The 20,451-nt window shown below is 68.1% G+C and carries 14 protein-coding genes; 12 read left to right on the top strand and 2 right to left on the bottom strand.

Going from position 1 to position 20,451, the window contains the following annotated elements:
* Nucleotides 1-18: 18 nt before the first annotated feature.
* Nucleotides 19-375: a hypothetical protein gene (locus tag ACIRRY_RS43390; RefSeq protein ID WP_403984394.1), complete on the top strand. Its 357-nt coding sequence runs from the start codon at nucleotides 19-21 to the stop codon at nucleotides 373-375.
* Between the two features lie 7 nt (nucleotides 376-382).
* Here the strand turns inward: ACIRRY_RS43390 and ACIRRY_RS43385 are convergent, their stop codons facing one another.
* Entirely contained in the window at nucleotides 383-4,165 is a 3,783-nt protein-coding gene (locus ACIRRY_RS43385) for a GH92 family glycosyl hydrolase (protein ID WP_403984392.1), read from the bottom strand.
* Between the two features lie 369 nt (nucleotides 4,166-4,534).
* On the opposite strand from ACIRRY_RS43385, the gene ngcE reads away from it, so the two are divergent.
* The 9 genes from ngcE to ACIRRY_RS43340 all read left to right on the top strand — a co-directional run bounded on the left by ngcE (nucleotide 4,535) and on the right by ACIRRY_RS43340 (nucleotide 16,731).
* Nucleotides 4,535-5,983 carry an N-acetylglucosamine/diacetylchitobiose ABC transporter substrate-binding protein gene (ngcE, locus tag ACIRRY_RS43380; RefSeq protein WP_403984390.1) on the top strand — a complete coding sequence of 483 codons (1,449 nt, stop codon included), beginning with the start codon at nucleotides 4,535-4,537 and terminating at the stop codon, nucleotides 5,981-5,983.
* Nucleotides 5,984-6,042: 59 nt separating this feature from the next.
* Nucleotides 6,043-6,978 (top strand): carbohydrate ABC transporter permease, encoded by a 936-nt coding sequence (locus tag ACIRRY_RS43375; protein ID WP_403984388.1) that lies wholly within the window; start codon nucleotides 6,043-6,045, stop codon nucleotides 6,976-6,978.
* 17 nt (nucleotides 6,979-6,995) lie between these two features.
* Nucleotides 6,996-7,931: a carbohydrate ABC transporter permease gene (locus tag ACIRRY_RS43370; RefSeq protein ID WP_403984386.1), complete on the top strand. Its 936-nt coding sequence runs from the start codon at nucleotides 6,996-6,998 to the stop codon at nucleotides 7,929-7,931.
* 199 nt (nucleotides 7,932-8,130) lie between these two features.
* On the top strand, nucleotides 8,131-9,330 hold the full coding sequence (locus ACIRRY_RS43365) for an ROK family transcriptional regulator (RefSeq protein ID WP_329259484.1): 1,200 nt from the start codon (nucleotides 8,131-8,133) through the stop codon (nucleotides 9,328-9,330).
* A 131-nt stretch (nucleotides 9,331-9,461) separates the two neighbouring features.
* Nucleotides 9,462-10,559 (top strand): sugar ABC transporter substrate-binding protein, encoded by a 1,098-nt coding sequence (locus ACIRRY_RS43360; RefSeq protein ID WP_403984593.1) that lies wholly within the window; start codon nucleotides 9,462-9,464, stop codon nucleotides 10,557-10,559.
* A gap of 227 nt (nucleotides 10,560-10,786) precedes the next feature.
* Complete coding sequence (locus ACIRRY_RS43355; RefSeq protein WP_403984383.1) at nucleotides 10,787-11,575, top strand: ATP-binding cassette domain-containing protein; 789 nt, start codon at nucleotides 10,787-10,789, stop codon at nucleotides 11,573-11,575.
* Nucleotides 11,572-12,891, top strand: coding sequence for a sugar ABC transporter permease (locus ACIRRY_RS43350; RefSeq protein ID WP_403984381.1), 1,320 nt, complete (start codon nucleotides 11,572-11,574; stop codon nucleotides 12,889-12,891). The genes ACIRRY_RS43355 and ACIRRY_RS43350 overlap by 4 nt, the downstream gene beginning before the upstream one ends.
* Before the next feature lie 204 nt (nucleotides 12,892-13,095).
* Nucleotides 13,096-15,024, top strand: a complete 1,929-nt coding sequence (gene dxs / locus ACIRRY_RS43345; protein WP_403984379.1) for a 1-deoxy-D-xylulose-5-phosphate synthase — start codon at nucleotides 13,096-13,098, stop codon at nucleotides 15,022-15,024.
* Between the two features lie 183 nt (nucleotides 15,025-15,207).
* The gene (locus ACIRRY_RS43340; protein ID WP_403984377.1) at nucleotides 15,208-16,731 is read left to right on the top strand and encodes an amino acid permease; all 1,524 of its coding nucleotides are present in this window, start codon (nucleotides 15,208-15,210) and stop codon (nucleotides 16,729-16,731) included.
* Between the two features lie 99 nt (nucleotides 16,732-16,830).
* On the opposite strand, the gene ACIRRY_RS43335 is transcribed toward ACIRRY_RS43340, so the two are convergent.
* The gene (locus ACIRRY_RS43335) at nucleotides 16,831-17,202 is read right to left on the bottom strand and encodes an NTP pyrophosphohydrolase (protein WP_403984375.1); all 372 of its coding nucleotides are present in this window, start codon (nucleotides 17,200-17,202) and stop codon (nucleotides 16,831-16,833) included.
* A gap of 68 nt (nucleotides 17,203-17,270) precedes the next feature.
* Between ACIRRY_RS43335 and ACIRRY_RS43330 the strand changes: the two genes are divergently transcribed.
* Together ACIRRY_RS43330 and ACIRRY_RS43325 are read left to right on the top strand one after the other, a co-directional pair.
* Nucleotides 17,271-18,290: a hypothetical protein gene (locus ACIRRY_RS43330; RefSeq protein WP_403984373.1), complete on the top strand. Its 1,020-nt coding sequence runs from the start codon at nucleotides 17,271-17,273 to the stop codon at nucleotides 18,288-18,290.
* A 128-nt stretch (nucleotides 18,291-18,418) separates the two neighbouring features.
* Entirely contained in the window at nucleotides 18,419-20,407 is a 1,989-nt protein-coding gene (locus tag ACIRRY_RS43325) for a hypothetical protein (protein WP_403984371.1), read from the top strand.
* The last annotated feature ends 44 nt before the right edge of the window (nucleotides 20,408-20,451 follow it).

The raw sequence follows: 20,451 nt of genomic DNA, 5'->3' as shown, positions 1-20,451 counted from the left end.
ATGGTGAAACGGCCGCACATGCCCGAAGAGTTCCGGGCCGAGGCGCGCACGGCCTTCGCGTTCCTGGTGGGGGACGAGGGCTTCGCGCCGCCCGAGGACATAGACGGCGGCCTGCGATATCTCCGCTCCGACCTGATGGTGCGCGTCTGGTTCCTGGGCGGCGCCGAATCGGAGGTCCTGACACGACTGATCCCCCTGGCGCCGGACGGCACCAGGGGGAGCGGGGCGTGGCTCGACGACCTGTACAAGGCCGCCGCGTGCGGACCGGCCCAGGACGTCCCCGTCTTCGCGTCGACCAGAAGAGGCGTGCTCAAACGGGTCCATCAGCACGCGGAGGCGTTGCGGCGGCTGCTGCCCCGCCTCCCCGTGCCGTGAGCGGCCCTCAGCCGAGCAGTTCCACCTCCGCGAGGGTCGAGGAGCCGGTCAGCACCAGGCGGTAATACCCGTACGAGCCCGGTGACTTGACCGAGAAGACGCGCGTCTGCCTGTCCCAGGTGAAGGATTCGCCGGAGCGCTTGTCGAGCGTCTTCCACTTGCTGCCGTCGGTCGAGCCCTGGAGGGTCCAGCCGGTCGGCGCCTGCGTGTGGTCCGCCGACGACGTGAGCGTGTACTGGACGCCCCTGGTGGCCCTCGCGACCGGCAGGTCCGCCGAGGTCACCGTCGCGGCCGTGGCCGACGTGTTGTCGAACAGGGCACCGGTACCCACGAGTTGGTCACTGCGCGGGGTGGGCACCTTGTCGTTCTTGGTGATCGACGCCGGCGCCGCGTTCTTGCCGCTGCCCCACGACGAGGGCTTGGAGCCCATGGAGAAGTCCAGCACTCCGCCCTTCTCCAGCAGCGAGTGGGGGAGCGAAGTCGACGTCCAGGCCTTGCCGTTGACCTTCAGGCCCTGCACGTAGACGTTCTTCGTGCTGTTCTTCGGCGCCTTGACGACCAGGTCCTTGCCGTTCTCCAGGTGGACGGTCGCCTTGGTGAACAGCGGGGAGCCGATGGCGTATTCGCCGCTGCCCATCACCAGCGGGTAGAAGCCGAGCGCGGAGAAGAGGTACCAGGCCGACTGCTCGCCGTTGTCCTCGTCGCCGTGGTAGCCCTGCCCGATCTCGCTGCCGGTGTAGAGGCGTGACAGCACCTCACGCACGTCCTTCTGGGTCTTCCAGGGCTCGCCGGCCGCGTCGTACATGTACGTGACGTGGTGGGCGACCTGGTTGGAGTGGCCGTACTGGCCCATCCGGACGTCCCGCGCCTCCGTCATCTCGTGGATGACACCGCCGTAGGAGCCGACGGTGGCCGACGAGGCCTTCTCCGGGGTGGCGAAGTACTCGTCGAGCTTGTCGCCGAGAGCCTTCTGGCCGCCGTAGAGGTTGGCCAGGCCCCGGCTGTCCTGCGGGGCGGTGAAGGCGTAGCCCCAGCCGTCGGTCTCCGTGTAGTCGTAACCCCAGATCTTCGGGTCGTAACTCGCCGAGTCCACGCGCCAGTTGCCCTTGGCGTCCCGGCCCTGGAAGAACCCGGCCTGCTTGTCGAAGAGGTTCACGTAGTCCTGGGCGCGGTTGAGGAAGTACTCCGACTCCTCCTTGTAGTGCTTCTCGCCGGTCTTCTTGTAGAGGGCCTGGCCCATCTGGGCGATGCCGTAGTCGTTGACATAGCCCTCCATCGCCCAGGAGAAGCCCTCGTTGGTGTCGGTGCTCGTGTAGCCGAGGAAGGGCGAGGTGGTCATGCCCTTGCGGCCCACACCGGAGGCGGGCGGGACGACGGTGGCGTTCTTCACGGCCGCGTCGTAGGCCGACTTGGCGTCGAACTTCACGCCCTTGACGTACGCGTCCGCGAACGCGACGTCCGAGGAGGTGCCGGTCATCAGGTCGGCGTAGCCGGGCGAGGACCAGCGCGAGGTCCAGCCGCCGTCCTTGTACTGCTGCACGAACCCGTCGACCATCTCACCCGCCTGACTCGGTGTCAGGAACGAGTACGCGGGCCAAGTGGTCCGATAGGTGTCCCAGAAACCGTTGTTGACGTACACCTTGCCGTTCACGATCTTCGCGCCGGTGTGCGTCGGGGTGTCCTGGCTCGTCATCGGGGAGAACGGCGAGGCGTACTGGTACGTCGAACCGACCTTCTCGAAGCCGGAGTTGGGGTACAGGTACAGCCGGTACATGCTGGAGTAGAGGGTGGTGAGCTGGTCCGGCGTCGCGCCCTCCACCTCGACCTTGCCGAGCAGCTTGTCCCACACCTTCTGGGCCTGGGTCTTCACCGCGTCGAAGGTGGTGCCGTCCGGGATCTCCTGGCGCAGGTTGTCCTTCGCCTGGTCGACGCTGATCAGCGAGGTGGCCAGACGCAGGGTGACCGTGTGGTCGGCGCCCGGCTTGAACCGCAGATAGCCCTTGACGCCGCTGGAGGAGCCGTCCGTCACCGGCGCGTCGAACGTGCCGTACACGAAGAGCCGGGTCGCTCCGGTGGACAGCCCGGACTTGACGTCGGAGTAGCCGGTGAAGGTCCCGGTCGCCTTGTCGAGGGTCAGGCCCGCCTGCTCGGTGACGTTGTCGAAGATGACGCTCGCGTCGTCGCCGGGGTAGGTGAAGCGCAGCGAGGCCGCGTGGTCGGTCGGGGCCATCTCGGCCTTGAGACCGTTCTCGAACGTGACGCCGTAGTAGTACGGGCGGGCCGTCTCGTTCTCGTGCTTGAAGGCCAACTCCCGTGCGTTCGGGTCGGTGTTGGGGGTGCCGGAGACCGCCGACGGCATCACCTGGAAGGTCTGCCGGTCGCCCATCCAGGGGCTGGGCTCATGGCTCAGGCTGAGCGCCTGGAGGGTCGGCAGGTTGTCGTCGTTGTTCGCGCGTGCGTAGTCGTAGAGCCAGCTGAGCGACGACGAATTCGTCACCGGCGTCCAGAAGTTGAAGCCGTGCGGCAGCGCCGCGGCGGGGAAGTTGTTGCCCCGCGAGAAGCTGCCGCTGGAGTTGGTGCCCCGGGTGGTCAGCGCGTAGTCGGACAGATGCGCCTTCGGCTTCTCGGGCGCGGCCGTCCTGAGGCTCACGTCGTCCAGCCAGCCGCGGAACTTCGCCGGCCCGCTGGGGGAGTCGTAGGCGAGGAGGATCCGGTCGACGGTCTTCCCGGATGCGACCGAACCGATCCGCGAGAGGACGTTGTTCCACTGGTTGACGTAGAGGATCTTCGCCGCGCCCTGCCCCTGCGGAGTCAGCGCGAAGCCGTGCGAGTCCGTCGCGCCGAGGCCGCTGAGGTAGGTGCCGTCGGTGAAGGCCAGGTCGACGGAGACGTTCGTGGCGTCGTAGTCGAGGTCGCCGTCGGCCATCTGCGGGAAGATCTTGTACGACAGCGCGGTGTCCCTGCCGACCGGGACATTCACGTCGAAGACCCTGTTGTACGAGTACGCCCGCCCGGTGGCCGTGTGACGGCCCGCGTAGCGCAGCGCCCGCTTCCCGGTGAAGCCGGCGGCCGCCTTCGCGGTGGGGGAGCCGCTGGGGCCCCGGTCGACCAGCGAGAGCATGTCCTCGGGGATCGGCGCGGTGGAGCCGCCCGTGGAGAACTGGACGTCGGCGAGCTGGAGGATGCCGCTCGCGCCGTTGTTCTTCGTGATGTCGAGCCGGAAGTGCTGGTACTCGGCCGGTGCGGCGAGGTCGTACGACTTCGTCTGGAAGCGGTTCGCGAAGGTCTCGCCGGTGCGGGTGTCGACGGGCTTCCAGTCCTTGCCGTCCGTCGAGCCCGACAGCGTCCAGTCCTTCGGGTCGCGTTCGGCGAAGTCGTTCGCCGAAGTCAGCGCGTACGTCAGTATCCTGGCCGGTCTGTCGAGGTCGAACTCGACCCAGCCGGTGGGCGCGAAGGTCAGCCACTTGGTGCCGGACTCGCCGTCGACGAGGTTCTCCTTCACCTCGCCGCCGCCGGTGTTCTCGGAGCTCGCCCGGACGTCGGTGACATGGTCGGTCACATTGCCGGGGATGCCGGTGCTGTAGCCGCCGTCGACGCCGGAGGCGCGCTTGGTGCCGTCCGGCGCGGTGTCGACCGTGTTGAGCCAGTCCGGTGCCGGATCTCCCGACTCGAAGGAGGAGGCGAACTCCCCGCCCGCGGCCGGGGCCCCGTCCGGAAGCGCGACCGCCACTCCCTGCGATCCCACCACCAACGCCAGAGCGACTGCTGAACTCCACCATCTGTGACGCATACGAGAGAACCCTCCCTGCACGTTGGACAACGTTGTCAGCTACGACGCGCAAGGAACAGTAGGGAGTCAAGTGCCCTGGTGTGTCAAGGGTGTTGAGTGAGGCATTCGAGGGCAATAACGGGGATTTCTCCGCCATCGAACACACAGGGCGTTCATATTTCCGCGAGGTCTCACTTCGGAAAAGACCGACAACCTACCCTGCATTCGATCTTGCTCTGTCGGCGGGAAGTGGACTATACCTGTCGCGTTCGACACCGCTCTCACAGCAGCACGCACGAAGTACCTCTGCACGACCAAGCTCGACCTGACCGCGGTGCCGGGGAGGATCCGGTTCACCGCCTGAGTCCTGTTGAAGGCGAGGACTTGAGCATGGGATCCACTTCAGCCGAGAACAACGGTTCCAATGGCGTCGGCCGCCGTGATCTGATCAAGAGGTCGGCCGCACTCGGTCTGATCTCCGTACCCACGATGAGTTTCCTGTCCGCGTGTGCCAGCGGTGGCGGGGACGACAGCAGCAGTGACGACAGCACCAAGGGCACCACGTCGAAGACGAATCCCTTCGGTGTGAAGAAGGGCAGCACGCTCGACGTCGTCGTCTTCAAGGGCGGTTACGGCGACGACTACGCGAAGGCGTGGGAAGCCAACTTCAAGACGAAGATCGGCGTCGCCTCCACCCACACCGGAACGCAGGAGATCACCGGCAAGCTCCAGCCCCGCTTCAACGCGGGCAACCCGCCGGACATCGTCGACGACTCCGGCGCCCAGCAGATCAAGATCGACGTCCTGTACAAGAACGGCCAGTTGCTCGACCTCTCGCCGGTGCTGGACGCGCCCGCGATCGACGACCCGACCAAGAAGGTGCGCGATCTGCTGATCCCCGGCACCCTCGACCCGGGTGTGCAGGAGGGCAAGGTCGTCGCCCTCAACTACATCTACACGGTCTGGGGGTTGTGGTACTCCGGCAAGCTCTTCAAGGAGAAGGGCTGGACCCCGCCGAAGACCTGGGACGAGTTCATCGCCGTGTGCCAGAAGGCGAAGACGGCCGGGATCGGCGGACTCGCGCACCAGGGCAAGTACCCGTACTACATCAACGTCGCGATCATGGACCTGATCGCCAAGAAGGGCGGGCTCGACGCCGTCAAGGCGATCGACAACCTCGACCCGAAGGCGTTTGTCGGCTCGGCCGCCGCGCAGGCCGGTGTCGAGGCGATCTACGAGGTGGTCGAGAAGGACCTGTTGATGCCCGGCACCAACGGTCTGACCCACACCGAGTCGCAGACGCGCTGGAACCAGTACAAGGCCGCGTTCATCACCTGTGGTTCCTGGCTGGAGAACGAGCAGCTCAAGCTGACGCCGACGGACTTCGACATGAAGTTCCTGCCGATGCCGCTGCTGCCCGACAGCCAGATGCCCTTCGAGGCGATCCGGGCCGGCTCCGGCGAGCCCTTCATCATCCCCGCGAAGGCCAAGAACCTCCCCGGCGCCAAGGAGTTCATGCGCCACATGCTCTCCAAGGAGTGGTCGACGCTCTTCGCCAAGGAGGCCAACTCGCTCACCATCCTCAAGGACGGTGTCGACTCCAGCGTCACCCTGCGCCCGGGCACGCAGTCCACGGTCGACGCGTCCAAGGCGGCCGGCGACAACACCTTCCGCTTCCTGTACCCCGACTGGTACAGCGAGATGGACACCTCCATCCAGAACGCGTCCAACGAGCTGATGGCCAAGCGCATCCAGCCCAAGGAGTGGCTGAAGCGCTGCCAGGCCGCCGTCGACAAGCAGGCCAAGGACCCGGCGTCCAAGAAGAACGTGCACTCCTGATCACAACGCCTGATCGCACCACCTGATCACGCTCGGGACACCAGGGGCAGGAAACGCCAATGCGCAAAGGGCAGTACAGGTTCGTCGCGGGATTTCTCTTCGTTCCCGTGGCGCTCTATCTGATCTTCGTGATCTGGCCGTACATCCAGACGTTCGGCTATTCGCTGACCGACTGGAAGGGCGAGTCACAGACCTTCAAGTTCGTCGGACTGGACAACTATCGAGCGCTGCTCCACGACGACGTCTTCAAGGAGGCCATCTGGCACAACCTCCTGTTCCTGGTGTTCATCCCGGTGATCACCATTCTGCTCGCCCTCTTCTTCGCCTTCATGGTGAACGCGGGAGGGCGAAGCAAGGCCGGTGGCGTGCAGGGAGTCACCGGCAGCGGGTTCTACAAAATTGTCTACTTCTTCCCGCAGGTCCTGTCGCTGGCGATTCTCGCGGTGCTGTTCAACGCGGTGTACCGCAGTGACGGCGGCGGTCTGCTCAACGGTTTCCTGATCAAACTCCACCTGGTGGACGTCAACAATCCCGTGGAATGGCTCAACGAGCCCAACGTGGTGCTGTGGGCGCTGATGGCGGTCGTGGTGTGGCACGGCGTCGGTTTCTATCTGGTGCTGTTCTCCGCCGCCATGCAGTCCATTCCCAGGGACATCTACGAGGCCGCCCTGATCGACGGCGCGAACCGCTCCCAGTCCTTCTTCCGGATCACCCTGCCGCTGCTCTGGGAGACCGTCCAGACGGCCTGGGTGTATCTCGGCATCATCGCGATGGACATGTTCGTCCTGGTCTCCTCCATGACCTCCAACATGGGCGCCTACGGAGGCGGTCCCGACCACGGCAGCGACGTCATGTCGACCGTGATGATGCGCAACTTCCTCTACTTCGGGAAGAGCGGCTACGCCTGCGCGATGGGCGTCGTCATGCTGCTGCTCACCCTGGTCCTGTCCGTGGTCACGCTGCGCGCCACCCGCCGTGAGCGCATCGAGTTCTGAGCGGGAGACATACGACGATGAGCGCACCCCTGAAGGAGACCGCCCCCACGGGCGGCACCGTCCCGCCGCAGCCGTCGGCCGGGAAGTCCAGTGCCCGGCCCGGTGAACCCCGCGGCGAGGGCGTCGTACTGAACGTCTTCTCGCACGGCTTCCTGGCCCTGTGGGCCCTGCTGATCGTGCTGCCGCTGCTGTGGCTGGTGCTCAGCTCGTTCAAGACCGACGTGCAGATCGGCAACTCGGCCTTCGGCTGGCCGCACAACTGGTCGTTCGACGTGTTCCGGCGGGCCTGGAGCAAGGGCATCGGCGACTACTTCCTCAACACCCTGATCGTGCTGGTGTTCTCGGTACCGCTGACGATGCTGTTCGGCTCGATGGCCGCGTACGTGCTGGCCCGCTACCAGTTCTGGGGCAACCGGCTGCTGTACTACTTCTTCGTCGCCGGCGCGATGTTCCCGGTGTTCCTCGCGCTGGTGCCGCTGTTCTTCATGGTCAAGCGGCTGGACATGCTGAACACGTACCAGGGGCTGATCCTGGTCTACATCGCCTACTCGATGCCGTTCACGGTGTTCTTCATGCACGCGTTCTTCCGGACGCTGCCCACGGCGGTCTTCGAGGCGGCGGTCCTCGACGGGGCCTCGCACACCCGGACGTTCTTCCAAGTGATGTTGCCGATGGCCAAGGCCGGGTTGATCAGTGTCGGCATCTTCAACACCCTCGGTCAGTGGAACCAGTTCATCCTGCCGACGGTCCTGATGCAGCCGCAGAGCGGCTCGGACCCCGAGCGCTATGTCCTCACCCAGGGGCTCATCCAGCTCCAGCAGCAGCAGGGCTACGCCTCCGACCTGCCCGTTCTCTTCGCGGGGGTCACGATCGCCATGATCCCGATGCTGGTCGTCTACCTGTCGTTCCAGCGCCAGGTGCAGTCCGGTCTGACCTCGGCGACCCTGAAGTAGCGCACCTGGAGAACGTGACAGGAAGTGATCGTTCCACCACCGTTCCCGGCAGGCCGGGAGCGGTGGTCACGTATGTGTCCGAGACCCCGGATGCGGTTCAACCTCTTGACGGGAGGCGACCCGAACAGCTCAGCTTAGAGTTCACTAGTTGGACATAGACGGGGCCTCATCGATGCGGTCCCGCGCGCAGGAGGTCGTCGTGGAGACTCCGGGGTCGCAGTCGTCACTGCACCGAGCCAATCTCGAACGGGTCGTGCGAGCGGTGCGGTTGGCCGGGTCGCTGACGCAGGCGGAGATCGCGCGGACGACGGGCCTGTCCGCCGCGACGGTCTCCAACATCGTGCGCGAGCTCAAGGACGGCGGAACGGTCGAGGTCACACCGACTTCGGCGGGCGGCCGCCGGGCCCGCAGCGTGTCGCTGAGCGGGGACGCCGGCATTGTCATCGGCGTGGACTTCGGGCACACGCATTTGCGCGTCGCGGTCGGGAATCTGGCCCATCAGGTACTGGCCGAGGAGTCCGAGCCCGTCGATGTGGACGCCTCCTCGACCCAGGGCTTCGACCGGGCGGAAGAGCTGGTCAACCGGCTGATCGCGGCGACCGGCGTGGACCGCTCCAAGATCGCCGGAGTGGGTCTCGGCGTGCCCGGTCCGATCGACGTGGAGTCGGGCACCCTGGGCTCCACCGCGATCCTCCCGGGCTGGACCGGCACCAGACCCGCGGAGGAGCTGGGCAGCCGTCTGGGCGTACCGGTGCACGTGGACAACGACGCGAACCTCGGCGCCCTCGGTGAGCTGGTCTGGGGCAGTGGACGGGGCGTCCGGGACCTCGCGTACATCAAGGTCGCGAGCGGAGTCGGCGCGGGACTGGTCATCAACGGGACGATCTACCGGGGCCCGGGTGGCACAGCGGGAGAAATCGGGCATATTACTCTTGATGAGTCCGGCCCTGTCTGCCGCTGCGGAAACCGGGGCTGCCTGGAGACCTTCACGGCCGCGCGCTATGTGCTGCCGCTGCTCCAGTCCAGCCACGGCACCGACCTGACCATGGAAGGAGTCGTACGGCTGGCACGGGACGGAGACCCTGGTTGCCGTCGGGTGATCGCCGACGTCGGCCGACACATCGGCAGTGGAGTCGCCAATCTCTGCAATTTGCTGAACCCGAGCCGAGTGGTCCTCGGTGGCGATCTCGCCGAGGCCGGTGAGCTTGTGCTCGGGCCGATCAGGGAGTCTGTCGGCCGCTACGCGATCCCCAGTGCGGCGCGTCAACTTTCCGTTCTCCCGGGGGCACTTGGAGGCCGTGCGGAAGTGCTCGGAGCGCTCGCTCTCGCACTCAGCGAGATGGGCGATTCGACCCTTTTGGACGGGTCGCTGACCGCAGCGACACCTGTCTTCACTTAGAGAACGCACGACGCCGTTGCCATCTCGTTAAGTATTTACTTCTTGACGCCGAACGCGCGGCCGAGTTGACTTCCAGCCACCTCGGCCGCAACGACGCGGCCTCGTCAGGGAGGTTTAAAGTGAACACGCGCATGCGTCGTGCCGCCGTTGCTCTCATCGCCACCACGATGGCCGTTTCGGTGGCCGCCTGTGGCAAGGCCGGCGACGACAAGAAGTCCGACAGCAGCAGCTCCAGCTCCTCGGGCGGCACCAACGCCTCGATCGGCCTGCTCCTGCCCGACAGCGTCACCGCTCGCTACGAGAAGTTCGACAAGCCGTACTTCGAGGCGAAGGTCAAGGAGCTCTGCTCCGGCTGCAGCGTCCAGTACGCCAACGCCAACGCCAGCGCCGCCACGCAGGCCCAGCAGGTCAGCACGATGATCACCAAGGGCGTCAAGGTCATCGTGATCAGCGCCCAGGACTCCGCCGCGATCAAGTCCTCGATCCAGCAGGCGGTCGACAAGGGCATCAAGGTCGTCGCGTACGACCGTCTGGCCCAGGGCCCGGTCTCCGCGTACGTGTCCTTCGACAACGTCCAGGTCGGCAAGCTCCAGGGCGAGGCGCTCCTCACCTCGCTGGGCTCGAAGGCCACCAAGTCGTCGAAGATCGTCATGATCAACGGTGACGACGCCGACCCGAACGCCGCGCAGTTCAAGAAGGGCGCGCACGAGGCCCTCGACGGCAAGGTCGACATCGCCTACGAGCAGTCGGGTCTGTGGAAGGACAGCGTCGCCGGGCAGAAGATGTCCGCGGCGATCACCCAGCTCGGTGCCAAGAACATCGCGGGCGTCTACTCCGCCAACGACGGCATGGCCGGTGGCATCGCCACCGTCCTCAAGGGCGCCAAGATCAGCGGCATCCCGCTGACGGGCCAGGACGCGGAGCTCGCCGGTATCCAGCGCATCGTCGCCGGTACCCAGTCCAGCACCGTCTACAAGGCCTTCAAGCCGGAGGCCGAGGCGGCCGCCACGCTCGCCGTCGACCTGGCGCAGGGCAAGAGCATCTCCTCGCTCGCCACCACGACCCAGACCAGCGGCTCCGGCAACAAGGTGCCCTCGCAGCTGCTGACCCCGGTGTCGGTCACCAAGGCCAACATCAAGGACACGGTCATCAAGGACGGTCTCTACACCGTCGCGCAGATCTGCACCGCCGACTACGCCGCGGCGTGCAAGGCGGCCGGTCTGCAGTAGCACCGCCCGGCGGTGCAGCCACCGCCCAGCGGTGACAGACCCCCTTCGGCGTCCGCCCCACCTTCCAACCCCGCTGTGGGGCGGGCGCCGATCGGAACCCGCGCGAACGCAGCCGTTGCCAACAGGCATCGGCCGCGCGCATGTTCATCTTGTAAATCTGTGCCTAGGCACAACCCTCCGCGTCTTTTGACAAGCGCGGCATCCCCGCCGGTCAGGCGGCGAAGGAGATGGTTCACGTGTCCGCTACGCCCGTGTTGGCGTTGCGCGGAGTCTCCAAGCGATTCGGTGCGGTGCAGGCCCTCACCGAAGTAGAGCTGGAGGTTCACGCCGGAGAGGTCGTCGCACTGGTCGGCGACAACGGCGCAGGAAAGTCCACCCTGGTGAAGACCATCGCCGGAGTGCACCCCATCGATGAAGGAGTCATCGAGTGGGAGGGCAACCCGGTCAGCATCAACAAGCCGCACGACGCCCAGGGACTCGGCGTCGCCACCGTCTACCAGGACCTCGCGCTGTGCGACAACCTCGACGTCGTCGGCAACCTCTACCTCGGCCGTGAGCTGCTGCACCGCGGCATCATCGACGAGGTCACGATGGAGAAGAACTCCCGTGAGCTGCTGAGCACGCTCTCGATCCGCATCCCGAGCGTGCGCATCCCGATCGCCAGCCTCTCGGGCGGTCAGCGGCAGGTCGTCGCCATCGCCCGCGCGCTGATCGGTGACCCCAAGGTCGTCATCCTCGACGAGCCCACCGCCGCTCTCGGTGTCGAGCAGACCGCGCAGGTCCTCGACCTGGTCGAGCGGCTGCGCGAGCGCAACCTCGGCGTCATCCTCATCAGCCACAACATGGCCGACGTCAAGGCGGTCGCCGACACCGTCAACGTGCTGCGCCTGGGCAAGAACAACGGCTCCTTCCCGGTGAAGGACACCAGTCAGGAAACGATCATCGCCGCGATCACCGGTGCCACGGACAACGCCGTGACCCGTCGTGCGGTGCGCAGCACGGAGGCGGCAAAGTGAGCGACACGTCCAACACCGTGAAGAAGGACGCGGTGGCCACGGCCAACGCGGCTCCCGCGGACGACCCCACGGCGGCGGCCGCGTCCGCCACCGTCGTCGACCCGCGTCTGCTGGTCCGCGAAGAGGGCTACCGGGGCTACATCACCGAGTTCAAGCGCAAGGTCAAGGGCGGTGAGCTCGGCTCGCTGCCGGTCGTCGCCGGCCTGATCGTCATCGGCATCATCTTCCAGTCGCAGAACAGCCGGTTCCTGAGCGCGGACAACCTGTCCAACATCAGCTACTACCTGTCCGCGACCGGCATGCTCGCCATCGGCCTGGTCTTCGTGCTGCTGCTCGGCGAGATCGACCTGTCGGTCGGCTCGGTCAGCGGTCTGGCGTCCACCCTGTTCGCCGTCTTCGTGGTCAACCACGGGATGAACGGCTGGCTGGCGCTGGTCCTCACGATCATCACCGGCATCGGCATCGGCGCGCTGCACGGCTTCTTCTTCGCGAGGATCGGCGTACCGGCGTTCGTCGTCACCCTGGCCGGCTTCCTCGGCTGGAACGGTCTGATGCTGTGGCTGCTCGGTTCGAGCGGCACGATCAACATCACCGACAGCGGCCCGGTGCACCTGCTCGGCCAGAGCTCGTTCTTCATGGACCAGTCCATCGCGGGCGCCTACCTCCTGGCCGCCCTCGGCGTCGCCTCCCTGCTCTACGGCTCGCTCGTCGAGCAGCGCCGCCGCAAGGCCGCCGGGGTGCCGTTCCGGCCCACCAGCGAGATCGGGCTGCGGGTCGGTCTGCTCGCCGTGGCCGCGTTCGTCACCGCGTACGTGCTGAACCAGTCCGCCGGCGTCTCCAACGCGCTGGTGATCTTCCTGGTGTCGCTGGTGATCGTGGACTTCGTGCTCCGTCGTACCCCGTACGGCCGCAAGGTCTTCGCGGTCGGCGGCGGCATCGAGGCCGCGCGCCGTGCCGGTATCAACGTGCCGCTGATCCGCATCACCGTGTTCGCCATCTCCGGTGGCTTCGCGGCGGTCGGCGGTATGTTCTTCGCCGGTCAGACCCAGAGCGCCACGCTCAACGCCGGCGGCGGCAACACCCTGATGCTGGCCATCGCGGCCGCGGTCATCGGCGGTACGAGCCTCTTCGGCGGTCGCGGCACCGTCTGGTCCGCCCTCCTGGGCATGCTCGTCATCCAGTCGATCCAGACCGGCCTCGACCTGCTGAACATGAACACGTCGATCCAGTACATGATCACCGGCGGCGTTCTGCTCGGCGCGGTCGTCATCGACTCGGTGTCCCGCAAGAGCCAGAAGGCGTCCGGGCGCGGCTGACCCGCACCCGTTCGGCCCAGTGCCCGGTACCGCTCGCGGTACCGGGCACAGTCATGTCGTAGAAAGGTCATAGGAAAGACTGTTCGTGGGTACAGCCGATCGCGTGACGTATGACGCACAGCCCGGGCGTCGTCCGCGAAGGCGGAACATTAGACTCGACAAGCCCGGCAACAGCTCGATCAGCTCTACTGCAAGGAGGCACGGGTGCCGCTGCTGACCCGCATCAGGGGACCGCGCGATCTGGACCGGCTCAGCCTGGAGCAGCTGGACCAGCTGGCCGAGGAGATCCGGACCTTCCTCGTCGACGCCGTCTCCAAGACCGGCGGCCACCTCGGCCCGAACCTCGGTGTGGTCGAGCTGACCATCGCCCTGCACCGCGTCTTCGAGTCGCCGAAGGACCGGGTGCTGTGGGACACCGGCCACCAGTCCTACGTCCACAAGCTGCTCACCGGCCGCCAGGACTTCTCGAGGCTGAAGATGAAGGGCGGCCTGTCCGGCTACCCCTCGCAGGCCGAGTCCGAGCACGACGTCATCGAGAACTCGCACGCCTCCACGGTCCTCGGCTGGGCCGACGGCCTCGCCAAGGCCAACCAGGTGCTCGAACGCGACGACCACGTGGTCGCGGTCATCGGTGACGGCGCGCTGACCGGCGGTATGGCCTGGGAGGCGCTGAACAACATCGCCGACGCCAAGGACCGCCCCCTGGTGATCGTCGTCAACGACAACGAGCGGTCGTACGCACCGACCATCGGCGGCCTCGCGAACCATCTGGCGACCCTGCGGACCACCGACGGCTACGAGCGCTTCCTGGCCCGCGGCAAGGACCTCCTGGAGCGCACTCCGGTCGTCGGCAAGCCCCTCTACGAGACGCTGCACGGCGCGAAGAAGGGCCTCAAGGACTTCATCGCCCCGCAGGGCATGTTCGAGGACCTCGGCCTCAAGTACGTCGGCCCGATCGACGGCCACGACATCGAGGCGATGGAGTCCGCGCTCGCCCGCGCCAAGCGCTTCGGCGGCCCGGTCATCGTCCACGTCCTCACCGAGAAGGGCCGCGGCTACCAGCCCGCCCTCCAGGACGAGGCCGACCGCTTCCACGGCATCGGCCCCATCCACCCCGACACCGGCCTCCCGATCAAGGCCTCCGGCGCCGACTGGACCTCCGTCTTCGGCGACGAGATGGTCGCGCTGGGCCAGGAGCGCCAGGACATCGTCGCGATCACCGCCGCGATGCTCCAGCCGGTCGGCCTGAAGAAGTTCGCCGACGCCTTCCCGAACCGGATCTACGACGTCGGCATCGCCGAGCAGCACGGCGCCGTCTCCGCGGCCGGCCTCGCCACCGGGGGACTGCACCCCGTCTTCGCCGTCTACGCCACCTTCCTCAACCGCGCCTTCGACCAGGTGCTGATGGACGTGGCCCTGCACAGGTGCGGGGTGACCTTCGTCCTGGACCGGGCCGGTGTCACCGGCACCGACGGCGCCTCCCACAACGGCATGTGGGACATGTCGATCCTCCAGGTCGTCCCGGGCCTTCGCCTCGCCGCGCCGCGCGACGCCGACCAGGTCCGCGCCCAGCTCCGCGAGGCCGTCCAGGTCAAGGACGCGCCGACCGTGGTGCGCTTCTCCAAGGGCGCGGTCGGACCCGCCGTACCCGCCGTGGGCCGCGTCGGCGGCATGGACGTGCTGCGCGCGCCCGGCACCGACGCCCCGGACGTCCTGCTGGTCTCCGTCGGCGCGCTGGCGCCGATGTGCCTGGAGATCGCCGACCTGCTCGACAAGCAGGGCATCACCACCACCGTGATCGACCCGCGCTGGGTCAAGCCCGTCGACGAGGCCATGGCCCCGCTCGCCGAGCAGCACCGGGTCGTCGTCACCGTCGAGGACAACTCCCGTGTCGGCGGCGTCGGTTCGTCGATCGCACAGGCGTTGCGCGACGCGGGCGTGGACGTTCCGCTGCGCGACTTCGGCATCCCGCCGCGCTTCCTCGACCACGCCTCCCGCGCCGAGGTGATGACGGAGATCGGTCTCACCGCCCCCGACATCGCCCGCCAGGTCACCGGCCTGGTCTCGAAGCTGGACGGCCGCTTCGACCGCCCCACCGCGGAGGTCGACTCGGTGGAGTCCGCACGCGACTGAGGCACGGCCGCACCGCCGAACGGGCCGCTTCCACCACTCTTTGCAGTGGTGAAAGCGGCCCATTCGCGTGAACCCGCCCGCGTCGGGGCATACGGTCCCCCAGTCTCGGCTTCGCTCGACCGGGGGCGCCCCCATCGCCCCCTCTCGATCATGTCGAGGACGCCAAGCGTGGGAGGTACACCCGTGAGCAGCACCCTCTTCCGGACGAAGAGAGTCGAACAGTCCATCAAGGACACCGAGGAACCCGAGCACGCGCTCAGAAAATCCCTCTCGGCCCTGGATCTGACGGTGTTCGGCGTCGGCGTGGTCATCGGCACCGGCATCTTCGTCCTCACCGGAACGGCCGCCAAGAACACCGCCGGCCCGGCCGTGGCCCTGTCCTTCGTCGTGGCCGGCGTCGTCTGTGCCCTCGCGGCGCTCTGCTACGCCGAGTTCGCGTCCACGGTCCCGGTCGCGGGCTCGGCGTACACCTTCTCGTACGCCTCGCTCGGCGAACTCCCCGCCTGGACCATCGGCTGGGACCTGGTCCTCGAACTCGCCCTCGGCACGGCGGTGGTGGCCGTCGGCTGGTCCGGGTACATCCACTCGCTGCTGGACAACGCGGGCTGGCATCTGCCCGAGGCGCTCAGCGGCCGGGACGGCGCCCACGGCTTCGGCTTCGACATCCTCGCCGCCGCGCTCGTCCTGGTCCTCACCGCGATCCTCGTGCTCGGCATGAAGCTCTCCGCGCGAGTCACCTCGGTCGTCGTCGCCATCAAGGTGGCCGTCGTCCTCGTGGTGATCGTCGCCGGCTCCTTCTTCATCAAGGGCGACAACTACAAGCCCTTCATCCCCAAGGCACAGTCGGTGGAGGCGGGCGGCAACCTCAAGGCCCCGCTGATCCAGCTGATGTTCGGCTGGGCGCCCTCCAACTTCGGCGTCATGGGCATCTTCACCGCCGCCTCCGTGGTCTTCTTCGCCTTCATCGGCTTCGACGTCGTCGCCACCGCCGCCGAGGAGACCCGCAACCCGCAGCGCGACGTCCCGCGCGGCATCCTCGGCTCACTGATCATCTGCACCACGCTGTACGTCGCCGTCGCGGTCGTCGTGACCGGTATGCAGAAGTACAGCTCGCTGTCGATCGACGCGCCCCTCGCCGACGCGTTCAAGGCCACCGGACACCCGTGGTTCGCGGGCCTGATCAGCTTCGGCGCCGCGATCGGCCTGACGACGGTGTGCATGATCCTGCTGCTCGGCCAGGCCCGCGTGTTCTTCGCGATGAGCCGCGACGGACTGCTGCCCCGCTTCTTCTCGCACGTCCACCCGCGCTTCCGCACGCCCTACCGCCCGACCATCCTCCTGGGCGTGATCATCGCGATCGTCTCGGGCTTCACGAGCCTCAGCGAACTCGCCGAACTGGTCAACATCGGCACCCTGTTCGCCTTCATCGTGGTCGCGATCGGCGTGGTCATCCTCCGGAACAAGCGCCCGGACCTGCCCCGCTCCTTCCGCACCCCGCTGGTCCCGGCCCTCCCCATCGTCTCGGTCCTGGCCTCCCTCTGGCTGATGCTCAACCTCCCCGCCGAGACCTGGCTCCGCTTCGCCATCTGGATGGCCATCGGCTTCGTCGTGTACTTCTTCTACGGCCGCACGCACAGCCGCCTGGGTCTGCAACAGGCGGCGGAGGCGCGCGAGTCCACCGCACCGCCGGGCGGAAACGCCCCGTAGGCACACCGGTTGACCGTCGGCCCGGTAAGTCCCGCTCAGTGCGCGGGAGTTGCCGGGCCGTGTGCCGTCCAGGTCAACTCCGTACGCCACGAGGGAGGTTCAGCCCCGTACGCTGCGCGGCCCGGTGACCTCCGCGCCCAACTCCGTTACCCGGCGCCGCAGTTCACGGTCCGCGGTGACCACCAGACAGGGGCGGCCGGCAACCTCGGCGACCAGTTCGACCATCCGGTCGTCGCCGCTGCCGGGGGCCGAGACCACCCGTACGCCGGGGACGGACGCCACACCGCGGGCCGCGCCCTCCACGACGAGGACCAGCTCCACGGGGTCCGTGCGCCCCGGCAGACCGTCGCTCGCGAGCCGGTCGCGGAGGCGCTCGGCGGCACCCTTGCGGTCGCGCCACCAGCCGTCGGGCACCGATCCGACGACATTGGCGCCGTCGACGATCACCAGTAGGGGAGTGTCCTCGTCCATGGGGCAAGGGTCTCACGCGGGCGGGGGGTGCCCCGTGCGCGAACGCCCGCCCCAATTACAGTGAAGAGGTGAACGGCGACTGGCTCCTCCGCGGCCGTGACGGCCGGCTCAGTGTGTATCTGCCCTCGGGCGACGCCGTCCTGTGCCGGGCGGAACCCGCCTCCGGCGGCCTCTGGAGCGCCCCGCGCAGGATCGGCGGCGACCAGAAGCTGCACCCGGGGCTGCTCGGCATCGGACAGGGCGCGGACGGCTACGCCCACCTCGTGTCCTGGCGCCCCACGGCGGCCGGCGAGTCGGGCCTGGTCCACTCCACGCACTTCCGGCCCAGACTGGCGGCCCTCGACTGGACCCCGATCGGCCACCCCGACAAGAAGGGCGACCGCACCGGCGTACCGGCGCTCGCGGTCGACGCGCAGGGCCGCGCCCATGTCTTCGTGCGCAACACCGCGGGCGGGGTGAGCATGCTGGCCCAGCGGGAGAAGGGCGGCTGGGACCCGTGGCGCGACCTCAAGGGGCACGACGTGCACGAGGACCTCGCGGCGGTGACGGGGGAGTCCGGCACGGTCGAGCTGTACGCGGCGGTGTCCGGCGCGATCCTGCACTGGCGCCAGCTGGAGCCGGGCGCGCAACCGGTGCTGGAGGAGGCGATGGAGGCCCGCGTCCGCCCCGGCACGCTCCGCGCGCTGGCCACCTCTCCGGAGAGCACCACCCTCTTCTACACCGACGACTCCGGCGACCTGTCCGCCTGGCGCCCCGGCGGCAAGCCGATGCCCCTCCTCGCCTCGGCCGGCCCCGGCCCGGTCTCCGTCGTCCGCTGCGAACTCGACGGCTACGACTGCACGTTGCTCGCCCAGCGCTCGGCCAGCGGCCGGGTCGCCTTCGCCGCGTACCCCACGGAACAGGAGTCGGCCGGCGCCTGGTGGACCGAGTCGGGCACCCAGCTCCCGGCGGACGCCGAGGTCTCCCTCACCCTGGACGAGGACGAGCGGGTGGCCGCCGCGACGGTGTCGTCGTCGACCGGACAGCTCCTGGTCACCCGGCGGAAGGCGGAGGCGGGGCTGGCGCTGGAGGCCTGGCGGGAGGTCTGACCCCCTGGTCGCAGGCCCGCACATCCGTCGGTACCGCCCTGGAACATCCGCTCGGGCGACATATGATGATCCGCGTTTCAGCCAGTCCGTACGCATGACGCGTCGGCTTCGAGGGAGTGCGGCACGCTATGCGGAAGAAGTCGTCGGAGTCGGCCGGGGCGGACGCCCGGGCCCCGAGACCGGCCGCGTCCGGTGCGGCCCATGGCGACTGGCTGACCCTCGGCCGGGACGGCCGGCTCAGCCTCTACGCGCCGACCGAGGGCGGGCTGCTGCGCTGGACCGAGAACACCGTGGCCGGAACCGGCTGGAGCGGACCCCACGTCGTGCCCGTCGCCGGTCTGACCCATCTGACCGTGGTCCAGGGCGCCGACTCCTACGTCCACTTCCTCGGCCGCCGGGAGCGCACCGGCGCCGACGGGGTACGCACGATGGACGTCGTGCACGCGATCCAGTACCAGACGGGGCTCGCCTTCACCGACTGGCGTTCGCTGGGCAACCCGCACAAGGACCGGGAGCAGGGGCTGTTGCTGGGCCCGCCGGTGGGCGCGGTCGCGGCGGACGGCGGTGTGCACGTCTTCGCCCGGGGTGCGCACGGCGGACTGGTACTGCGCCGCGAGTCGGCGAACGGCAAGTGGCGGGCCTGGGAGGAACTGCACGGCTCCGGTATCGGCCCGTGGCCCGCGCCGGTGACCCTGTCCGGCGGCCGGATCGAGGTGTGCGTCGACGCCGAGACCGGTGTGTTCGTCTGGCGGCAGCTCGAAGCAGGCGGTGACTTCACGGGTCCGCGCGGCTTCGCGCTGCGCACCTCGCCCGGCACGGTCGCCGGGGTGGAGACCGGCCCGGAGCAGGCCACCTTCTTCTGGACCGACGCCGACAGCGGCGCCGCGATGTCGTGGCGGGCCGGCGGCTGGCGACCTCACCACGGAGTCGGTCACACTGTGGGGCGTTTCCAAGGGCGGCAGCGCGGCCCTCTACTTCGGCCTGAAGTACGGCTTCAAGAACATCGTCGCCATCGCGCCCCAGTTCTCGATCGGCACGTACGTGAAGAACGTGCACCCCGGCACCGCCCGCTTCATGCTCGGCGAGAGCGTGCCGGAGGAGAACGTGCGGATCGTCGACTCCCTCGTTCCCAACCTGGTCCGCTCCGGCGCCAACCGCGCGGCAACGTGTACCAGGTCTCCTCGCCCCAGGACGACCAGTACCCGACCCAGATCGAGCCGTTCCTCGGGCTCTTCCAGCACTACGAGAACTTCAACTTCGTCTTCAGCGACTCCCCGCACATCGCGGACCACACCCAGATCGCCGGACGCAACGTCCCGATGCTGATGGGCATCGTCAACCTCCTGATCGACGGCATCGCCCCGCGGCTCGGCTACGTGAGCAACGGATTCGAGGAGCCGGACCGCGACAGGTCCGCCATCGACTCCTACCTCGCCGCCACGACCATGGTCCGGGGCGAGGAGTTCCTGCCCCCGACCGTGACGACACCCGCACCGGGCACGGAGATCCGCAGGGACGCCGTACACCTCGCGGGCCACGCCCCGGGGGCGGTCAAGGTGATCGTCTGGGAGCACGGCAAGTACCTCGGACAGACCGACATCGACCCCCACGGCACCTGGTCCTGGGAACTCGGCAGATCCTGGAGCAAGGGCGAACACCCCGTGAAGGTCTACGGCGTGGACGCGGCGGGCTTCCAGTCCCGGCGCACCGAGATCCGCTTCACGGCGGTCGACCCGGGCGGGACGGTCGCCGCCCCGCCCATGGACCGGGCCGCGATGATCTCCACGGTCGGTCCGAGCAGCACCGCGCCGGTGGTGCTGGAACCCGTGGCCCACGAGCAGGTGCCGTCCGCCCGTGTGGTCTTCACCGGCTCGGCCGCCGCCTTCGCCCAGGTGGGTTTCCGGGAGAACGGAGTGCTGCTGGGCGGCACCCCCGTGGCCCCGAACGGCGGCTGGTCGTGGGAAGCGGGCTGGGAGTGGGGCCCGGGCGCGCATGTCGTCGACGTCTTCGCCGTCGACGCCTCCGGTACGGAGTCCCCGGTGACCAGGGTCCCCTTCACGGTCATGGCCGCCCCGGCCGGAGCGGCACCCGCGTCCTACTACGGCGGAACCTACTGAGGAACCGCGGGCAACCAACCCGCCGGCGAGTACACGGAATACAC

Origin of the sequence: Streptomyces sp. NPDC101776 (assembly GCF_044766845.1) — a bacterium.
Classification (GTDB): domain Bacteria; phylum Actinomycetota; class Actinomycetes; order Streptomycetales; family Streptomycetaceae; genus Streptomyces.
This window is presented reverse-complemented; position numbering and strand designations above follow the sequence as displayed.

What these genes read in the sequence shown, in the direction of transcription:
- ACIRRY_RS43390 (WP_403984394.1), top strand. Translation starts at nt 19, where the DNA reads ATGCCCGAAGAGTTCCGGGCCGAGGCGCGCACGGCCTTCGCGTTCCTG.
- ACIRRY_RS43385 (WP_403984392.1), bottom strand. Translation starts at nt 4,165, where the DNA reads ATGCGTCACAGATGGTGGAGTTCAGCAGTCGCTCTGGCGTTGGTGGTG.
- ngcE (WP_403984390.1), top strand. Translation starts at nt 4,535, where the DNA reads ATGGGATCCACTTCAGCCGAGAACAACGGTTCCAATGGCGTCGGCCGC.
- ACIRRY_RS43375 (WP_403984388.1), top strand. Translation starts at nt 6,043, where the DNA reads ATGCGCAAAGGGCAGTACAGGTTCGTCGCGGGATTTCTCTTCGTTCCC.
- ACIRRY_RS43370 (WP_403984386.1), top strand. Translation starts at nt 6,996, where the DNA reads ATGAGCGCACCCCTGAAGGAGACCGCCCCCACGGGCGGCACCGTCCCG.
- ACIRRY_RS43360 (WP_403984593.1), top strand. Translation starts at nt 9,462, where the DNA reads ATGCGTCGTGCCGCCGTTGCTCTCATCGCCACCACGATGGCCGTTTCG.
- ACIRRY_RS43355 (WP_403984383.1), top strand. Translation starts at nt 10,787, where the DNA reads ATGGTTCACGTGTCCGCTACGCCCGTGTTGGCGTTGCGCGGAGTCTCC.
- ACIRRY_RS43335 (WP_403984375.1), bottom strand. Translation starts at nt 17,202, where the DNA reads ATGGACGAGGACACTCCCCTACTGGTGATCGTCGACGGCGCCAATGTC.
- ACIRRY_RS43325 (WP_403984371.1), top strand. Translation starts at nt 18,419, where the DNA reads ATGCGGAAGAAGTCGTCGGAGTCGGCCGGGGCGGACGCCCGGGCCCCG.